Annotated in this window: 15 protein-coding genes, 1 tRNA gene and 1 CRISPR repeat array; of the genes, 15 read left to right on the top strand and 1 reads right to left on the bottom strand. The window is 63.6% G+C overall.

Annotation, left to right across the window (positions count from 1 at the left end; translation table 11 throughout):
• The first annotated feature begins 200 nt into the window (after window positions 1-200).
• From TRAD_RS11510 to TRAD_RS11450, 13 genes are all read left to right on the top strand, one after another.
• A tRNA-Trp gene (locus TRAD_RS11510) sits at window positions 201-276 on the top strand.
• A 299-nt stretch (window positions 277-575) separates the two neighbouring features.
• On the top strand, window positions 576-1,556 hold the full coding sequence (locus tag TRAD_RS11505) for a helix-turn-helix transcriptional regulator (protein ID WP_013178786.1): 981 nt from the start codon (window positions 576-578) through the stop codon (window positions 1,554-1,556).
• A 25-nt stretch (window positions 1,557-1,581) separates the two neighbouring features.
• Entirely contained in the window at window positions 1,582-4,272 is a 2,691-nt protein-coding gene (locus TRAD_RS11500; RefSeq protein WP_013178785.1) for a CRISPR-associated helicase/endonuclease Cas3, read from the top strand.
• A gap of 224 nt (window positions 4,273-4,496) precedes the next feature.
• The gene (locus TRAD_RS11495) at window positions 4,497-4,685 is read left to right on the top strand and encodes a hypothetical protein (RefSeq protein WP_041947270.1); all 189 of its coding nucleotides are present in this window, start codon (window positions 4,497-4,499) and stop codon (window positions 4,683-4,685) included.
• Between the two features lie 52 nt (window positions 4,686-4,737).
• Entirely contained in the window at window positions 4,738-6,276 is a 1,539-nt protein-coding gene (gene casA / locus TRAD_RS11490) for a type I-E CRISPR-associated protein Cse1/CasA (protein WP_013178783.1), read from the top strand.
• Complete coding sequence (casB, locus tag TRAD_RS11485) at window positions 6,260-6,850, top strand: type I-E CRISPR-associated protein Cse2/CasB (protein WP_013178782.1); 591 nt, start codon at window positions 6,260-6,262, stop codon at window positions 6,848-6,850. The genes casA and casB overlap by 17 nt, the downstream gene beginning before the upstream one ends.
• The gene (cas7e, locus tag TRAD_RS11480) at window positions 6,847-8,025 is read left to right on the top strand and encodes a type I-E CRISPR-associated protein Cas7/Cse4/CasC (RefSeq protein WP_013178781.1); all 1,179 of its coding nucleotides are present in this window, start codon (window positions 6,847-6,849) and stop codon (window positions 8,023-8,025) included. Before casB ends, cas7e begins: the two co-directional genes overlap by 4 nt.
• 1 nt (window position 8,026) lies before the next feature.
• The gene (gene cas5e, locus TRAD_RS11475) at window positions 8,027-8,719 is read left to right on the top strand and encodes a type I-E CRISPR-associated protein Cas5/CasD (RefSeq protein ID WP_013178780.1); all 693 of its coding nucleotides are present in this window, start codon (window positions 8,027-8,029) and stop codon (window positions 8,717-8,719) included.
• Window positions 8,694-9,326, top strand: coding sequence for a type I-E CRISPR-associated protein Cas6/Cse3/CasE (gene cas6e, locus TRAD_RS11470; RefSeq protein WP_013178779.1), 633 nt, complete (start codon window positions 8,694-8,696; stop codon window positions 9,324-9,326). The genes cas5e and cas6e overlap by 26 nt, the downstream gene beginning before the upstream one ends.
• 3 nt (window positions 9,327-9,329) lie before the next feature.
• Window positions 9,330-10,292, top strand: coding sequence for a type I-E CRISPR-associated endonuclease Cas1e (gene cas1e, locus TRAD_RS11465; RefSeq protein ID WP_013178778.1), 963 nt, complete (start codon window positions 9,330-9,332; stop codon window positions 10,290-10,292).
• The gene (cas2e, locus tag TRAD_RS11460) at window positions 10,246-10,557 is read left to right on the top strand and encodes a type I-E CRISPR-associated endoribonuclease Cas2e (RefSeq protein WP_013178777.1); all 312 of its coding nucleotides are present in this window, start codon (window positions 10,246-10,248) and stop codon (window positions 10,555-10,557) included. Before cas1e ends, cas2e begins: the two co-directional genes overlap by 47 nt.
• Window positions 10,558-10,667: 110 nt before the next feature.
• Window positions 10,668-14,187: a CRISPR direct-repeat array (repeat unit 29 nt; unit sequence CTATTCCCCACACACGTGGGGATGAACCG).
• Window positions 14,188-14,260: 73 nt separating this feature from the next.
• Window positions 14,261-14,827, top strand: a complete 567-nt coding sequence (locus TRAD_RS11455; protein WP_013178776.1) for a hypothetical protein — start codon at window positions 14,261-14,263, stop codon at window positions 14,825-14,827.
• Complete coding sequence (locus TRAD_RS11450; protein ID WP_013178775.1) at window positions 14,818-15,159, top strand: hypothetical protein; 342 nt, start codon at window positions 14,818-14,820, stop codon at window positions 15,157-15,159. The genes TRAD_RS11455 and TRAD_RS11450 overlap by 10 nt, the downstream gene beginning before the upstream one ends.
• A gap of 248 nt (window positions 15,160-15,407) precedes the next feature.
• Here TRAD_RS11450 and TRAD_RS16370 read toward each other — a convergent pair whose 3' ends face one another.
• Complete coding sequence (locus tag TRAD_RS16370) at window positions 15,408-15,578, bottom strand: hypothetical protein (protein ID WP_013178774.1); 171 nt, start codon at window positions 15,576-15,578, stop codon at window positions 15,408-15,410.
• 150 nt (window positions 15,579-15,728) lie between these two features.
• Here TRAD_RS16370 and TRAD_RS11445 point away from each other — a divergent pair, with 150 nt between their 5' ends.
• Window positions 15,729-16,673, top strand: a complete 945-nt coding sequence (locus tag TRAD_RS11445) for an ABC transporter permease (protein WP_013178773.1) — start codon at window positions 15,729-15,731, stop codon at window positions 16,671-16,673.
• On the top strand, window positions 16,667-17,566 hold the full coding sequence (locus TRAD_RS11440; protein WP_013178772.1) for a carbohydrate ABC transporter permease: 900 nt from the start codon (window positions 16,667-16,669) through the stop codon (window positions 17,564-17,566). Before TRAD_RS11445 ends, TRAD_RS11440 begins: the two co-directional genes overlap by 7 nt.
• The last annotated feature ends 154 nt before the right edge of the window (window positions 17,567-17,720 follow it).

Here is a 17,720-nt window from a genome sequence, read left to right as displayed (position 1 = left end):
CTGGGTGACCGCTGCGTCGGCGTTACGGCCGATGACGTACCGCGCGTAGCCGCAGGGGCGAGGCTGGTCCGGATGCTGACGGCCCGTTGGGGTAGCGCCAACCGTGGCCCCTAAGGGGGCAAAAAGTGCGCCCGTTGGGCGCACGTCCCGCTACCGAGACTTGGCAAGTCGGGCTGCGCTTGTTATACTCGTAAAGCTATGGGCGTATAGCTCAGTTGGTAGAGCGGCGGTCTCCAAAACCGTAGGTCCCGGGTTCAAGTCCTGGTGCGCCCGCCACAACAAAGCGTCAGAGACGCACGAAAAACCCCCGCGTTTGGCGGGGGTTTTTTGGGCTTGCACCTACCAGTCTGGTTTAGGGTACTGGGAACGCTCTGGACCGAGCAGCGAGGTGGCGTTGCACGGTTTGGTGCGCCCTCGTCGTGCGGTGACCGCCGGTTGGTAGCTGCGGCGACGTCTGAGCGCCTGCAGGGTGACGTGCCTGCGGGCGTGTGTGCGGCCGAGCAGGGATAACGGTGGTGTCGTGCGTTCACCCGCCTCGCTCAAACTTGGTTTTGCTCAGTCTGATAGTCTAAGGCGTGACCCCTCAGCGCAGAGCCACCTGCGAAGCGCGCCGGCTCGTCGCGCTTGCCGAACTGTTACGCCTCAAACCGCGCCGCACCTCCGAGCTCGCCGAGCGTTTTGGCGTCTCCGTGAGGACGGTTCAGCGCGACCTCGAGGCGTTACGCGACATGGGCGAGGGGGTTGAAGCGGTGAGCCGTGGACGCTACCGCATCCCACATGTTCACCACCGGCTGAGCGCCGTTGAGGCGCTCGCTGTGCACGCGGCGGTGAGGCTCCTCTACCACCATTCACCGACCCGCAGCCCCGCTTACCGCTCCGCTCTCGAGAAGCTCTCGGCGCTCCTGCCGGAGCCTGCCCGAGAGGCCGCCCTAAGGAGCGCTGAAGCGCTGCAGGGGAGACCGCGCGACGACCGGACGCTCGAGCTCGTGGCCCGAGCCTGGTTCGAAAGTCGGGTGCTCGCCTTTGAATACCGGTCACCGGGTGGTTCGGGCCGCTGGCGCAACAAGGAGCTCGAGGTCTACTTCGTCGAGGTCAGCCGCGACAACTTAGCGCCCTACGCCATCGGTTTCGAGCGCACGTTTCACCGGGCCATCCTGACGTGGAAGCTCTCGCGGATGCGGCACGTCAGGTTGCTAGAGGACACCTATGTGGTACCCCCGACCTTCGATCCGAACCGCTACCTTCAGAACGCGTGGGGCGTCGTGGGTACGAGCGGCGGCGCCCTCGAGACGGTGCGGCTGCGCTTTGCGCCCGAGGCGGCTTACCGGCTCGAGGAGGGGGGCTACCTCGACGTGACCGTCGAGGAGCGCTGCGCAGACGGCAGCCTCGTGGTGCGCCTACGCGTCGGGACGGACAGCGCCGGGTTTCCCTTGGAGATCCTGCCTTGGGTGCAGAGCTGGGGGGCGCGGGTGGAGGTGCTAGAGCCTGAGGCCTTAAGGCGCCGCTGGCTCGAGGAGGCGCGGCAGGTGGCGGCGCGACATTGCGACGTTAGATGACGCCATAGGGAGGTAGCGTACCGTCATGATTTCGGCAGCAGCGCAGAGCCTGTGGGCCAAAAGCGACCGCGAAACGGGCAGCGGCGCTTGGCATCCGCTCATCTGTCACTTGCTCGACGTGGCCGCTTGTGCTGAAGCGATTTTAGAGCGCGAGCCCGCGCGCACGCTCGAGCTCTACGCCCAAGACCTCGAGCTGCCTATCGGTCGCGCCAAGGCGTGGGTGTGCGCGCTCGCTGGATTGCACGACCTCGGCAAGGCGAGCCCGGCGTTTCAGCAGAAGTGGCCAGCGGGTCAAGAGCGCGTGCGGCAAGCGGGGCTCTCGTGGACGGTTGACCCAACGCCGCCGCCCAAGGACATACCTCACGGCGCTATCGGTGAGGCTATCTTACCTGAGCTATTGCGTAGCGCAGGCTGGCATCGCCGAGCCGCGCGTCACGTTGCAGCCGCCCTTGGCGCGCATCACGGCTTTCGGAGCGGCCGGTCTGAGCTCGATCACGTCGTCAGCAAAGAGCGCGGCGACGGATCCTGGGATGCCGTACGCAAAGAGCTGTTTCAGGCCGTGCTCGGGGTGCTTGGCACAGGCTTAGCCCCAAAGGTGACGTGCTACGGCGGCGCCGCCTTTGAACGCCTGGCCGGGCTTACCAGCTTCGCCGACTGGCTCGGCTCGAGCTTTGACTTCTCGCCACTTGAAACCGACCTCGGCGCCTACTACCAAAAGGCCAAAGGGCGCGCAGCGCAAAAGCTCGATAGCATCGGTTGGTTTCAACGCGTCCCCTTGCTGACCGCAGAGAAATCGCTCGCCGAGGTTTTTCGCTACCTCGACAACCATTTTACCCCCCGTCCGCTGCAAAGCACCCTTGAAACGATGCTGACAGGCGTCGCACGCCCAACGCTGCTGCTGATTGAAGCCCCAATGGGCGAGGGCAAAACTGAAGGCGCGCTCTATGCACATCTCAAGTTGCAGCTCGCCAATGGACACCGCGGCTGCTACTTCGCGCTGCCAACCCAAGCGACCGGCAACCTGATGTTCGAACGGGTCAAGCTGTTTTTGGCGCAGTTCGGCAAGGCACGCAGGCTCGATTTGCAGCTACTGCACGGTGCTAGCGAGCTCGTTGAGGCGTATCAAACCATCAAGGTGCACTCCAATATACCGCGTGAGGATGAAGGGGTCGAAGCGCAGGTCTGGTTCTCGCACCGCAAACGGGGTCTCCTGTCGGAGTACGGGGTCGGCACGGTCGATCAGGCGCTCTTAAGCATCCTACCAAGCAAACACCAGTTCGTGCGGCTGTGGGGGCTTGGCAACCGGGTCGTGGTGCTCGACGAGGTGCACGCCTACGACACCTACACGGGTGGCCTCATCGAGACGCTGGTACGCTGGCTAGCGGCGCTCGACGCTTCGGTCATTTTGATGAGCGCGACTTTGCCCCAGGCCAAACGCATGGCGCTCCTGGCTGCTTTTGGCGCGGCGGAACCGCCTGCTGACGACAAGCCGTATCCGCGCATCACCCGCGCCATCAAGGGCGAAGCGACGCCCACGGTGGCGACCTTTAAGACCAGAGAGCAGCCCACGCTGACCATCAAGCCGCTGCCGCTCGAGCTTGACGCCATCGCCCAAGCAGCGCTCGCCTGCACGGCGCAAGGGGGATGCGCCGTCTGCATCGTCAACACCGTGCAACGGGCGCAAGCGCTCTACCAGCAGCTTGCGGACAACGCTCTGGGTATCGACGTTGACCTGTTCCACGCGCGCTGCCCGCTGGAAGCGCGTTTGCAGCGCGAAAAGGGAGTGATCGCCAAGTTCGGCAAGGGCGGCGCGCGCCCCCAACGGGCTATCCTCGTAGCTACCCAGGTCGTCGAGCAGTCGCTCGACCTCGACTTCGACGTCATGATCTCGGACTTGGCGCCCATCGACCTGCTCTTGCAGCGCGCTGGGCGGCTGCACCGCCACCGGCGCCCGCTGCAAACGCGGCACGCCCACCGCGAGCCGGTGCTGTGGGTGGCGGGCCTAAGCAGTGCAGGGGTGCCGGAGTTTGACACGAGCGAGCGCATCTACGAGCGTTACGTCCTCCTGCGCAGCTACCTCGCGCTCCATCGCCGCAGCCACATCAGGATGCCCGAGGACATCGATGAGCTCGTTCAGGAGGTTTACGGCGGTGCGGAGCCGAGCGACCTCAATGCCGAGTGGCGCGCCGCCTTGGCAACTTCGCTGATGGCGCTGCAACAGCGCGATCAAAAGGCCGCTAGCGAAGCGGCGCATGCCCCCTTTGGCTTGCCCGAAGAGAAAGGCTGGCTTGACCCCCAAGACTTCCCCAAGTTGCCCGATGACGAGCCCAACCCCGACGATGATCCCGACCTGCTGCACACCCGAAAGGGCAGCCCCAGCGCGACGGTGGTGCTCTTGCACAAGGTTGACGGCAGGATTTGCCTCGATGCAGCCGGCACCGTGCCGGTTAGCTTTGCCGCGCAGCTCGAGCTTGCCGAAGCCAAACAGCTCTTCGCCCGCTCCGTCAGACTCAGCCGCTATGAGCTCATCCGCAACCGTTGCGAGGCCCTAGACATTCACCGTCAGGCTCACGGGATTCCCACCACTGCGTGGCGCAAGACGGCGCTTTTGGCCCATGCCCATCCGCTCATCCTCGAAGCGGGTAGGGCGGTCATAGCAAAGCTCGTTATTGAGCTAGACCCCCAGCTTGGCGTGGTGTACGGGAGCGCGGTATGATAGGCGCCGTTCCTCGCACGCGCGTGGATGAACCGTTGGTAGCGCATAGGGTCGCGCTGCAAGCCAAACTCTCCCCACATCCGTGGGGTTTTGCAGAGATTTTTAAGTTGGTTGCTCACAGGGTTTTAGGGATTGACAAGGCCCACCATATCTTCTACAATCTGCCTAACCCGAAAAACCCCGCCCGCCGCCAAGCTGAGAGGGGGTCTCCGGTGAGAAAGGAGGTGAACTCCGTGCTCTATGGCAGTTTAGCCGACGAGGACCTCGTGCAGTTAGTGGCCGACGCCGCTCGAGCGGCGCGCGTGCGCAACCTTGCTCAGCTCCTTGCCGAGCTGCGTTTGCGCCTAGCAGAGTACCGGCTGCTCGAGCAGCACGGCGCTTACGACGCCGATGCCTGGGACGACACCTCTTAAGCGGGCAGCGCCGCCGTTACCGACCAGCGCTTGCCATCTAAGGAGGTGCGACTTGCCCACATTCAACCTCATCACCGAACCCTGGATCCCTGTACGCGAGGGCGCAGCACACAAGCTCGTGAGCCTCGAAGCGGCCCTGCTTGAAGCTCATCGCTATAACCGCATCGAAGACCCCAGCCCGCTCGTCACCGTTTCATTACACCGTTTGCTGCTCGCCGTCTTGCACCGGGCGCTCGCTGGGCCAGAGGACGCCGAGCAAGCAGCGGAGTGGTTTGAGGAAGGCTTCGATGCGAACAGGGTGCGCGCCTACCTCGAGCGTTATCGACACCGCTTCGACCTCTTTCACCCTGAAGCGCCCTTCTATCAGGTGGCCGACTTTGGTCCTGAGCGCTCGAGCCGCTCGTGGACGGTGCTTGCGCCGGAGCTCAACTCGGACAATAACAAGGTGCTCTTCGACCACACCATCACCTCGCGCCCAAGGCCGCTCTTACCTGCTGAGGCTGCTAGACTGCTCGTCAGCAATCAAACCTTTGCCATCTCAGCGGGCAAAAGCGTGCTCTGCCACACTGCTACCGCGCCGGTGGCCACCGCGGCGCTGGCGCTGGTGCTAGGGGACAACCTGCACCAAACCCTGTGCCTGAACCTCGTGCCTTACTCCGAGCGCGAACACGCACAGGACGCCGCGACCTGGGAGCAACCGCCCCTTAAAGTCACCGATATGGCCGACTGTGAGGCCGCGCGGGGCAGCGCCAAAGGGATCGTGCACCGCTACACCTGGCTGGCGCGCTCGGTGCGCCTGCACCCCGAAAGCGAAGGCGGCCAAACGGTGGTGCGCTGGATCGCCTACGCCTCCGGCATCCGCTATGAAGAGGCGGCGGTGCGCCCCGACCCGATGGTCGCTTTCCGACGCGACCCCAAAGACCCAACCAAAGTCTACCCACTCGGTTTTCGCGAGGGGCGCGCGCTGTGGCGTGACTACGCTTCACTCCTGCCGCGCCCTGGTGGGCATAGCCTAGGGGTCGCCGACCATGCGCGCAACCTTTGCAGCGCGCTCAGCGGCACCTTTGGTGAACGCAAGTTGCCGGTCTTTGTCGCCGGTTTTGCCAACGACCAAGCCAAGATCGAGCTGTGGCGAGGGGAGGTCTACCAGCTGCCGGAAGCCGTCTTGAGCGACCGCGAGGTGTGGCGGTTTGTCGAGAGCAACCTTGAAAAGGCCGAGGCGATGGGACAGCGGCTAAGCAGCGCCGCTAGAGCGTTGGCCAAAGAGCTGCTGACCCTAGGCGACCGGCAACCGCACAGGGACGATATTGGCAGACTCGCTCAGAGCTTCCCGCATCATACCGCGTACTGGTCAGTGCTCGAGCAGCGCTTTGGTGAGTGGCTCGAGGGGCTTAAAGCTGACTTTGACGAGGCGCAGCTCACGCAGCGCTGGCAAGAAGCGCTCGAGCAGGCGGCCCGGCGCGCCTGGCAGCTGACGCGCCTCGCCGCCGGCGACGACGCTCGAGCGCTGCGGGCGATCTACAAGAGCGAAGGCATCTTGTTTAGCCACATCTACCAGCAGAAGGAGGTCACCGGTGCAACAGGTCGTTGAGCGCGAGTTTATGCGGCACCTGCGGCGCAACGCCGAGAGCGCCGATCTCGCCCGGCTCAGGCGCGGCGTCGCTGAGCCGGGAGCGCAGGTCGTACCGCTGGTCGAAGTCTTCGTCGCGCGCTTGCAAAAGGACTACGACAACGCCTGGGAGCGGCAGATGCTCTACCTGGTCGCAGGGCTGTGGGCGGGGACGGTGTCGTCGTCCGAGCTGGAGCAATTTCGCGACGCGGTGGACGACGAGGGGCTAGAGGGTGGCGCCGATCCGCAACCCACTGAGGGCTACCGCCGCGCCCTCGGTCACGCCATCGCGCAGCTCTACCTGGCGCGCAGTCAGAGCCCAAGCATCGAGCAGCGCTTCGTCGCGCTGCTTGACGCCGACCGAGAGCAGCTCCCTTACCGCTTGCGCCAGATGGTGCAGCTGCTCAAGGGGGATGAAGCCATCCGCATCCACTGGGGCGCGCTGCTGCGCGACCTGCTCGCTTGGAACCGTGAAGGCAAACCCGTGCAACAGACGTGGGCGCGGGCCTTTTACCGCACCGTCGCCAACGCCACCTACGAAGGAGAGGAATCATGAACCTGCTTGAAATCCACATCCTGCAAAACTTCGCCCCCAGCAACCTCAACCGCGACGACACCGGCAGCCCTAAAGATGCCATCTTCGGCGGTTATCGGCGGGGGCGCATCTCGAGCCAGTGCCTCAAGCGCGCTGCGCGCGAGTACGTGCGGGAACACCGTGGCACTCTCCCCGAGGACGTGCTGGCGCTACGCACGAAGCGCGTGAGCCAAGAGCTGGTGCAGATGCTGACAGCGAACAACGAAGATGGGGTCGCGTCCACCAACAAGCGCGATAAAGCTGAGGCTATGCAAAAGGTCACGATTGCGCTTGGCGGCGTCGGCCTGAAAGTCGCAGATGACGGCAAGACCCAATACCTACTCTTTTTGGGCCGCTCGGAGATCGAACGTCTCGCTGCGGTGATCGATGCGCGTTGGGATGACCTTATCACTCCTGAAGAGAGCGACAAAAAGGGGAAAGCCGCCAAAAAAGCTGCCAAAGCCGCCGTTCCGGCGGAGGTCGCCAAGGCGCTCAACGAGGTTTTGGATGGCGGCAAGGCGCTCGACGTCGCCCTGTTCGGTCGCATGCTCGCCGATCTACCCGAGAAAAACCGTGACGCTGCCTGCCAGGTCGCGCACGCGCTCTCAACCAACGCCATCGAGCGCGAGTTCGACTTTTACACCGCCGTCGACGACCTCAAACCCGAGGACAACGCCGGCGCTGACATGCTCGGCACCGTCGAGTACAACTCGGCCTGCTACTACCGGTACGCTGCCCTTGACCTCGACAAGCTTAGGAGCAACTTGCAGGGCGATAACGAGCTGATGCTCGAGGGGCTCAAGGCCTTTCTGCGGGCGATCGTCAAAGCCAAGCCCACCGGCAAGCAGAACTCCTTTGCCGCCCACAACGACCCCGAGTACGTCGTCTTTACCGTACGCCAACAGGCCGACCCGCGCAACCTCGCCAACGCCTTTGAGCGGCCGGTGCGTCCCCAGGGTGATAACAGCCTCACCGAACTGTCGATCGCACGTTTTGAGGACAAGTGGCAACGGTTAGAGAAAGCCTACGGACAAGCGGGCAGCACGTTTGCGCTTAACCTAACAAAAACCACCTCGACGGTCGGCCAAGCGGTAGCGAGCTTAGATGACCTCATCGATGAGACCGTCACAGAGGTCAAGCGGGTGCTGGGGGGGTAGCGTGCCGACCTTGCTCTTACGGCTCGCTGGCCCCATGCAGTCCTGGGGCACTAAAAGCCGCTTCGACGAACGCGACAGCGACCTTATCCCTTCGAAAAGCGGGGTCATTGGGCTGCTCTGTGCTGCGATGGGGATTTACCGCGAGGCGCTCGAGCCCGTGTTAGAGCTTGCTGCACTGCGCATGGGGGTGCGCGTCGACCAGCCGGGGGTGTTGCGCTACGACTACCAAACAGCCCAAAACGTGATCGCCGCTGACGAATCCAAGGTGCACCCAACGACCATTTCCAGGCGTTACTACCTCTCAGACGCCGCCTTTTTGGTTGGCCTTGAAGGGGATGACCAACCATTGTTGGCGAGGGCCCACCGGGCCCTTCGCCATCCAACCTGGCCGCTGTACTTGGGGCGCAAGGGCTATCTGCCTAGCCCAGGGGTTTACCTCAAAGATGGGCTGCGCGACGAACCGTTGCGCGACGCCCTCGGGTATCCCTTTATAGGACAGCGATGGTCAAGCGACCAAGACGGCAACCCGCTGGCATCGCAACGCCTGCCCGTGTGGCTCGAGAGCGACGACGGTAGCGGCTCCTTACGGATGGATCAACCCTTAGGGGCCTTTGCTGAGCGCCGCTTTGGCGCCCGCTACGTTGTTGCAGACTCTATCGAGGTGCCCTATGTACCTGAGCAAGCTCCAGCTTAACCCCCGCGCCAAACAAGCCCGGCGCGACCTTGCCAACCCTTACGAGATGCACGCTACGCTGTCGTGGGCCTTTGCCGGTCGCGAGGGCGGGCGCCCGCTGTGGCGGCTCGAGCAGAGCCGGCGCGAAGCGGTCCTGCTCGTGCAAAGCCTCACCCCCCCCGACTGGCCAGCGCTCTTTAGCCGCCACCCCGATTACGCGACGCTCGACGCCCAAAGTCCCAAACCGTTTGAGCCCACCTTTAAGGCTGGCCAGCTGCTGCGCTTTCGCCTGCGCGCCAACCCGACGGTCACCAAGCTCGACCCCCAAAAGGGCAAACGGAAGCGCTTAGGGCTCGTCACCCTGGAAGCGCAGCTCGCTTGGCTCTACCGGCAGGGCGAGCGCGGCGGCTTTGCGGTGCTTGGCGCTATGGTCACGAGCAGCGAGCGCGTCAGCGCGCACAAACCCCCAAAGGACGGACGAGCGGGGCACCGCATCACCCTGCAGAGCGTCACCTACGACGGTCACCTGCGCGTCACCGATGTCGACGCTTTTTTAACTACCCTCGAGTGCGGCCTCGGCCACGCCAAAGCGCTCGGCTGCGGGCTGCTTTCGGTCGCTAGGGGGTAAACGGTGCCCTACACCACCCAAAACCTCAAAGAGCTGCCCAAGTTCCGCGATGGGCTGAGCTACCTCTACCTCGAGCACGGCCGTATCGAGCAAGAGGATCAAGCGATCGCCCACTACGGCCCAGACGGCATGACCGCCGTACCCGCTGCCGCTTTGGGGGTGCTGATGCTCGGGCCCGGCACCAGCGTCACCCACGCGGCGATTCGCGCGCTTGCCAATAACGGCTGCAGCGTCTTTTGGGTGGGCGAGGAGATGGTGCGCTTTTACGCCTGCGGCCTGGGTGAGACGCGCAGCACCCAACACCTGTTGCGGCAGGTGGCCGCCTACAGCGACCACGACACCAGGCTAAGGGTCGTCAAGCGGCTTTACGCCCTGCGCTTCCCCGAGCCCTTGCCCGAAGGCCTCACCCTGCAGCAGATCCGCGGCTACGAGGGGGTGCGGGTACGCGATACCTACGCCTACTGGAGCCGCGAGACCGGCGTTCCCTGGTATGGGCGCAACTATAGCCGCGGCAACTGGACGCAAGCCGACCCCATCAACCGTGCCATCAGCGCCGGAGCCGCCTGCCTTTACGGACTCTGCCACGCCGCCATCGTCAGCGCCGGCTATAGCCCAGCTTTGGGCTTTATCCACACCGGCAAACAGCTCTCATTCGTCTACGACATCGCCGACCTCTACAAGGCTGAAACGCTCATCCCCACAGCGTTTAAGGTGGTCGCCGAGTCATCCGAAGGGGTCGAGCGGCGGGTGCGCCACACCCTGCGTGATCAGCTGCGCGAGGTAAAGCTCTTGGAGCGTGTCGTTGCCGACTTACATGCGCTCTTTGATGACCTCGAACTTCCCGACCCCTACGCCGACGACCCTTCAAAACCCGGCGAGCTGTGGGACCCCGCGGGAAATGTCGCCGGAGGTGTCATCTATGGTGGTGATGGTGCTGGAGAAGGTGCCCAAGAGCCTGAGGGGTGAGCTGACGCGCTGGATGCTCGAGGTCTCAACCGGCGTCTTCGTCGGCTCGATGAGCGCGATGGTGCGCGACTTGCTGTGGGACAAGTGCGTTGAGAAGAGCCGCGCCGGCCGTTGCTGTCAGCTTTACCGCACCAACAACGAGCAGGGCTACGCCATCCGCATGCACGGCGACAGCAACCGAAGCATTCGTGACTTTGACGGGCTTATGCTCGTCACCGTCAAGAACGCCAAGTGGGAGCAGATGTTTGTCGAGCCAGCAAGCTGATCGCTGTGCTACTGTGGCAGCGTGGTGCGCCACATGCCGAGAACCTTGACAACGAGACCTCTTGGATACTTCCGAGCCCTTTTCGCGCGTTTTTAGCGTCTGGGTCTAGTCTATTCCCCACACACGTGGGGATGAACCGATGCTCACCGGCACCGACTCAGAGGTCTCGGGCCTATTCCCCACACACGTGGGGATGAACCGCTTGTCGGATAAAACCGGCCAGGGATTACGACCTATTCCCCACACACGTGGGGATGAACCGCCCGCTCGTCTCCTTTCAACTTCCGAGATGGACTATTCCCCACACACGTGGGGATGAACCGCCGTCGCACGCCCCCCCGAGGAGGTCGAGCATCCTATTCCCCACACACGTGGGGATGAACCGGCGCTTGTCAACGGCGACGGCATGCGCATCCCCTATTCCCCACACACGTGGGGATGAACCGAGCTCCAGTGCTCGCGGGTTGGGCCAGCACTGCTATTCCCCACACACGTGGGGATGAACCGCTGCAAGAGCTGTCACAGGATGAGCCGCAAGCCTATTCCCCACACACGTGGGGATGAACCGCGTGGCGACAGCTTTCATCATCATCCATCCTCCTATTCCCCACACACGTGGGGATGAACCGTCGTGCAGCGGTGTTCTTGTAAAGTCGATGAACTATTCCCCACACACGTGGGGATGAACCGTCGGTACCCGGTACGGGAGGGATGTGAACGGTCTATTCCCCACACACGTGGGGATGAACCGCGACCACGCACAGCGACCCCCAACAGGACGGGCTATTCCCCACACACGTGGGGATGAACCGGGACATGAGAACCTCCGGAGCAGTTTTTTGCCCTATTCCCCACACACGTGGGGATGAACCGTAGGGGCTCAAGAGCCCCTACCCACCGGCGGGCCTATTCCCCACACACGTGGGGATGAACCCTCTTGAAAGACAAATTCGGCGCCCACTACAACCTATTCCCCACACACGTGGGGATGAACCGTAGTAGTAGGCTAGAGACCCGATCAGAACGCGCTATTCCCCACACACGTGGGGATGAACCGTTGACCACCTCGCCGTCGAGGTCGTTGACGGTCTATTCCCCACACACGTGGGGATGAACCGCGTTCCACCACCTGATGACGGCTGGGAACGGGCTATTCCCCACACACGTGGGGATGAACCGGCGCGGCGGCGCTGCTGGTGTTCCCGCCCGCCCTATTCCCCACACACGTGGGGATGAACCGGAGTCGGGCAGCTCGGCCATGATTGCTCGGGTCTATTCCCCACACACGTGGGGATGAACCGCGCCCAGCGTGCGCTCTCACGTGCTCAATCTGCCTATTCCCCACACACGTGGGGATGAACCGTTGCCGCCGCCGCGCTATCTGAGCCCGTACCGCTATTCCCCACACACGTGGGGATGAACCGCTTTCCGGCCTGAAAAGGAGTGGTGGGGCGCGCTATTCCCCACACACGTGGGGATGAACCGGTCGTTTCCTCCCTTCGGGCAGGCGTTCAGCGCTATTCCCCACACACGTGGGGATGAACCGATTCGCCGGTCGATGAGCGCGTCACGCCACGGCTATTCCCCACACACGTGGGGATGAACCGAGGCGGCCCGGGCGGTGAGCGACGAGCAGGCCCTATTCCCCACACACGTGGGGATGAACCGGCTCAGGCGCTCCCCTACGTGGACCCGCGCGACTATTCCCCACACACGTGGGGATGAACCGTACTTAGCCTTCCCGCCGCGCGGGTGGGCTAAGCTATTCCCCACACACGTGGGGATGAACCGCAGGGTCAAGGCGATAAGGCCAAGTGGGTTGTGCTATTCCCCACACACGTGGGGATGAACCGTACTTAGCCTTCCCGCCGCGCGGGTGGGCTAAGCTATTCCCCACACACGTGGGGATGAACCGCAGGGTCAAGGCGATAAGGCCAAGTGGGTTGTGCTATTCCCCACACACGTGGGGATGAACCGGTCCATGAGGACATGCAGATGCACCACCCGCGCTATTCCCCACACACGTGGGGATGAACCTACGACGCCACCCACAGGCGTCCGGTTGACCTCCTATTCCCCACACACGTGGGGATGAACCGAAAATCGGGCTTCCAACCCGGACGTACCTAACCCTATTCCCCACACACGTGGGGATGAACCGCGGAGTTCGGGGAACCGTTCCGGTTTACGTTGCCTATTCCCCACACACGTGGGGATGAACCGCGCTCCAGGGCCAGCTCGAGACCTGGAGCCAACTATTCCCCACACACGTGGGGATGAACCGATGCGCTCGCCTAGGGTGTGGTCACTGCCACACCTATTCCCCACACACGTGGGGATGAACCGCGAGGAGCGACACCAGGATAGACAAGGTTAACCTATTCCCCACACACGTGGGGATGAACCGTCCAGGGGGTGGAGGCGTTGGAGCGGCTCGCCCTATTCCCCACACACGTGGGGATGAACCGGTGGTGAGGTTGTGCAGCTCTTCCTAGACGACCTATTCCCCACACACGTGGGGATGAACCGGGCGTCAGCAACTTGCTCGGTATCGGGGGCTACTATTCCCCACACACGTGGGGATGAACCGCAAACAGCGTGATTTTCAACAGGGCTAAAGCACTATTCCCCACACACGTGGGGATGAACCGACCGGCGTGCTCACCGGCGTGCAGCGCGTCATCCTATTCCCCACACACGTGGGGATGAACCAGCGGCGCGGGTCGGTGTGGTGCATAAGGTATGCCTATTCCCCACACACGTGGGGATGAACCGTTGGGCGGATGGATAAGCGCACCGGTCTGGCTCTATTCCCCACACACGTGGGGATGAACCGCCTTAACCTTCCGAGCGAGTCAGTAGGGGCATCTATTCCCCACACACGTGGGGATGAACCGAACGAAGCGCTCCACAGGTCACAGGCGTCAAACTATTCCCCACACACGTGGGGATGAACCGAGGCGGGTGAGCACGCCATGATCACCTGGCTCCTATTCCCCACACACGTGGGGATGAACCGTGGGTGCCGACCAGATAGGCGTTGGTAAACTCCTATTCCCCACACACGTGGGGATGAACCGGAGCTGGCCGCCATACACATCCTAGCCTCTCACTATTCCCCACACACGTGGGGATGAACCGATGGCTTTATGGTGACTAGCGCTCTGCACGGCCTATTCCCCACACACGTGGGGATGAACCGCAAGCTCGGCCGTCACTACGAGGCCATGCTCCTATTCCCCACACACGTGGGGATGAACCAGAGCGCCTGGTTCGCCCGCTGGAGTTGATCCGCCTATTCCCCACACACGTGGGGATGAACCGGACCTTGACGACCTCGTCAAAGGGAGCGAATTCTATTCCCCACACACGTGGGGATGAACCGGACACTGATAGGCCGTGCAGCGCATGTGCTAGCTATTCCCCACACACGTGGGGATGAACCGAAAGAGCCCCAGTTGCGAAATGCCGCCTTCGGACTATTCCCCACACACGTGGGGATGAACCGGCAATCCAGGCGTGCTCCAGCGATTCGTCGAGCTATTCCCCACACACGTGGGGATGAACCGGTTCATCCCCTTTTGTCAAGATTGAGCCAGTCCTATTCCCCACACACGTGGGGATGAACCGGAGCTCTCTCCCAACTCGTTTGCGGGGGTGCCCGAGCACACCCGCGAGGCGAGGCGCGCGCAGGGGCTGCAGGATGCCTAGGCTCGCGCTGCGCGCCTCGGCAGTGTTTGCTAAGGCAAGCTACCGCAAGATCAAGCGCGTGCGCGTGGACCGCGTGGTGCAGAGCTATTGGGTTAGGGTGAACGGCGTGAACGAACTCCCCGATGACGCCCCGGTGGGTGCAGCGGTGCGCTTCCGGGAGGCCAGCGGGCGTGAGTGCGATCTCCTCAAGGTGGCTGAGGTGCCTGAATGGCTGCAGCGCCTGCGCCGCTGCCCCTACCGCAGCGTCTGGTACGAGATAGACAGCTACCATGACGATCTGCAGAAGCACGCCGTGCTGCGCGATCCGCGCGCCATCTTGCGCACCACCCTCGAGGACCTTGACCCGCACGTCACGGTGCTGCAGGAAAACGATCAAGCGCGCGCCGTGCGCTTTTTTCGCACCACAGCCTCCTTGGGCGACCTCATCGGCCCCTCTAAGCGGGTGCGGTTCGTTAAGGTCGTGGTATTTTTTGCGACCGACGCGCGCGAGTATAGCTTTGTCAAGTCGCTGCACCTAAAACGCGCTATAATGAGCGACAGAAGGATTTTATGGCCCTGACAGCTCATGTCAAGTTCGCAGATGTGCACGACGGCGGTCTGTTGACGCTGTGGACGCGCGACGCTGACGATCCTCGCCCCACCTTTGCTGACGAGACCAGTAGCTACGCGCCCAGCGGCGCCCTTGAGGTCTACCGCGACGACGAGAGCGAGGCGTTTGTCGGCCTCTGGCACGATCAGCCCACACGCTTCCTCGAGGACTACGCCTTTTTGCGGGCACTCGAGTTACCCGCCGTGGATTGCCCCGAGGCAGGACTAAGAGGCGCCCACCCGGCCGACGTGATGCTGTGGGGGCTGCGCCATTTAGCGCCGCGACCAACACAGGCCGCCTAACCCCCATGAGCCCGGCGCGGGCCGGGCTTTTCTTTTGCCCACCGCGCGCGGGCACACTATGCGAGCATGAACGCCGAGACCAAACCGCTGCTGCGGGCCGCCAATGGGCGCGCTGCGCCGCGGCGCCCCAACGAGCGCACCGACCCATATGAGTCCCTGCGCGGCAACTCGCTTGTTACGTGCTGACCTAAGGCGCTGTGGGAGACGCCAACCTCATGGCGCCGAAGTGGAGACCTGACCGCCGCATCTTAAGCGCCCCAACCGGGGGGTGGCTCCTCGACCGGCGGGTCTGCGGGGTCAGGCTCCTCGATAGGTGGGTCTAAAGGATCCGGGTCATCGATCGTGTCGTCGTTGGGGTCGTCCCACGTGGGGTCCGGGTCGGGGGTGAGGGGGTCTTCGGGGAGTACGGCTGAAGCCATCATGACCTCCAAGGCTGCGTGTGGTGTGTCGGAGCAGTTGTGGGCTCGAGCATATGTGCTCGAGCGCGCTGAGCACAAGGGGGTTGCCGCGCGGCGGCGGTACAATGTTGCGATGCCCGACGCTGCTCTACCCGACTTTAAGGGTGCTCTATGAACCGCGCGCTAGGGTATCCCGCGCAGCGGCGGTGGCGGGGCGCGCAGGCGCTGCGCCGGGTGCGCCGCCACGGCCAGCTCCTCCTCTTCTTGCTGCCCGCACTTCTCTACTTCGCGGTGTTTCACCTCTACCCGCTGTACGGGTTGCAGCTCGCGTTCAAGGACTACCGTGTTACAGAGGGCATCTGGGGGAGCCCCTGGGTCGGGCTGGCGCACTTCGAGCGCCTCTTTAATAGCTACAGCTTCCCGGCGCTCGTGCGCAACACCGCGCTTTTGAGCCTCTACCAACTCCTCTTCTTTCCGCTTCCGGTGATCGCGGCCCTGGCGCTTCACGAGGTGCGTAGCGGCGCTTTAAAGCGCGCCGCGCAGACAGTGCTGCTCGCCCCGCACTTTATCTCGGTGGTGGTGCTCGTCGGCATGCTTTCAAGCTTTCTGCACCCGACGACCGGGGTGGTCAACCACCTCTTGCGCCTCCTCGGGGGGGCCCCCGTCGCCTTTATGACCGATCCCGGTTGGTTCCGCACGGTGTGGGTGCTCTCGGGGGAGTGGCAAGGGCTCGGGTGGGGGGCCATCATCTACCTAGCCGCCCTCGCGTCGGTCGACCCGCAGCTGCACGAGGCGGCGGTGATCGACGGCGCGTCGCGGCTTCAGCGCGTCTGGCACATCAACCTGCCGAGCCTCGTGCCGACGCTCGTGCTGCTTCTGCTGTTGCAGCTGGGGGGCACGATGAGTGTGGGCTTTGAGAAAGTCTACCTGATGCAAAACCCGCTCAACCTCGAGGTCTCCGAGGTGCTGCAGACCTACGTCTACAAAGCGGGGCTGTTGGGCGCGCAGATCGGCTTCGGCACGGCGGTCGGGCTCTTTAACGCGGTCGTCAACCTCGCGCTGCTGCTCGGCTTTAACGGGCTCGCGCGCCGCGTCGCGGGGGTGGGGTTGTGGTAGGCGCGAACGCCTCTTTTGCCGACCGGATGTTCGCGTGGGGCAACCGTGCCTTGGTCGGGGCGCTCGTGCTGAGCGCGCTCTACCCGCTTGTGTACCTCCTCAGCGCCTCGGTGAGCGACCCGGTGGCGGTGGCGTCGGGGGAGATGTGGCTGTGGCCGGTGGGGTTTACCCTGGAGGGGTTTCGGGAGGTTCTGGGGCACCGCGGCCTGATGATCGGCTACCGCAACACGCTCTTTTACACGTTTGCCGGAACGCTCCTTAATCTCCTCATCACCCTGCCCTGCGCGTACGCGCTCTCGCGGCCCGAGCTGCCGGGGCGGCGCTTCGTCTTCGCCCTTCTCCTTACCACCTTGCTCTTTCACGGCGGGATGGTGCCGACATACTTGTTGGTGCGCGACCTGGGGCTACTCAACACGGTGTGGGCGCTGCTGCTGCCTAGAGCGGCTTCGGCGTGGCACATCTTGGTCGCGACCACCTTTTTTCGCACCACCATCTCCCGCGACCTGCAGGGAGCGGCCGAGCTCGACGGCGCCTCGCCGTGGCGCTTTTTCCTCACCGTCGTGCTGCCCCTTTCCAAACCGCTCGTGGCCGTGCTCGCCCTTTTCTACGCCGTCGGGCACTGGAACAGCTACTTCGACGCGCTCCTCTACCTCTCCGAGCGCGACCTCTACCCCTTGCAGCTCGTGCTGCGCGAGCTGTTGGTGCAGCAGGGGGGGGCGGCGGCGATGGCGGACCCGAGCGCGGCGGCGGCGCTCGCCGAACGGGCGCGCGCCGCTGAGATCATCAGGTACGCGGCGATCGTCGTCGCCTCCGCCCCGATGCTCGCGACCTTCCCCTTCGTGCAGCGCTTTTTCGTCCAGGGGACGCTGGTCGGTTCACTGAAAGACGGCTAGCGGCGCGTTTTGCGGGCCACGCGCCAGGACATGAAGAACTGCTGAAGACGCAGCGTGAGCGAGGCTCCTTTTGGGGGGGGAGCGCCACGTAAGATAGCTCCATGAACGCCTGGTGTCGGGGTCCGTGTCGGCGTGCAGGTGGGGGCGCGTGGCG

Origin of the sequence: Truepera radiovictrix DSM 17093 (assembly GCF_000092425.1) — a bacterium.
Taxonomy (GTDB): Bacteria; Deinococcota; Deinococci; order Deinococcales; family Trueperaceae; genus Truepera; species Truepera radiovictrix.
Note: the sequence above shows the minus strand (reverse complement) of the source record. Positions and strands in the feature narration are given on the sequence as shown.

Coding starts and splice junctions, on each gene's coding strand:
- cas6e (WP_013178779.1), top strand. CDS start 8,694: ATGTACCTGAGCAAGCTCCAGCTTAACCCCCGCGCCAAACAAGCCCGG.
- TRAD_RS16370 (WP_013178774.1), bottom strand. CDS start 15,578: ATGGCTTCAGCCGTACTCCCCGAAGACCCCCTCACCCCCGACCCGGAC.
- TRAD_RS11455 (WP_013178776.1), top strand. CDS start 14,261: ATGCCTAGGCTCGCGCTGCGCGCCTCGGCAGTGTTTGCTAAGGCAAGC.
- TRAD_RS11500 (WP_013178785.1), top strand. CDS start 1,582: ATGATTTCGGCAGCAGCGCAGAGCCTGTGGGCCAAAAGCGACCGCGAA.
- cas7e (WP_013178781.1), top strand. CDS start 6,847: ATGAACCTGCTTGAAATCCACATCCTGCAAAACTTCGCCCCCAGCAAC.
- TRAD_RS11445 (WP_013178773.1), top strand. CDS start 15,729: ATGAACCGCGCGCTAGGGTATCCCGCGCAGCGGCGGTGGCGGGGCGCG.
- TRAD_RS11450 (WP_013178775.1), top strand. CDS start 14,818: ATGGCCCTGACAGCTCATGTCAAGTTCGCAGATGTGCACGACGGCGGT.
- cas2e (WP_013178777.1), top strand. CDS start 10,246: ATGGTGGTGATGGTGCTGGAGAAGGTGCCCAAGAGCCTGAGGGGTGAG.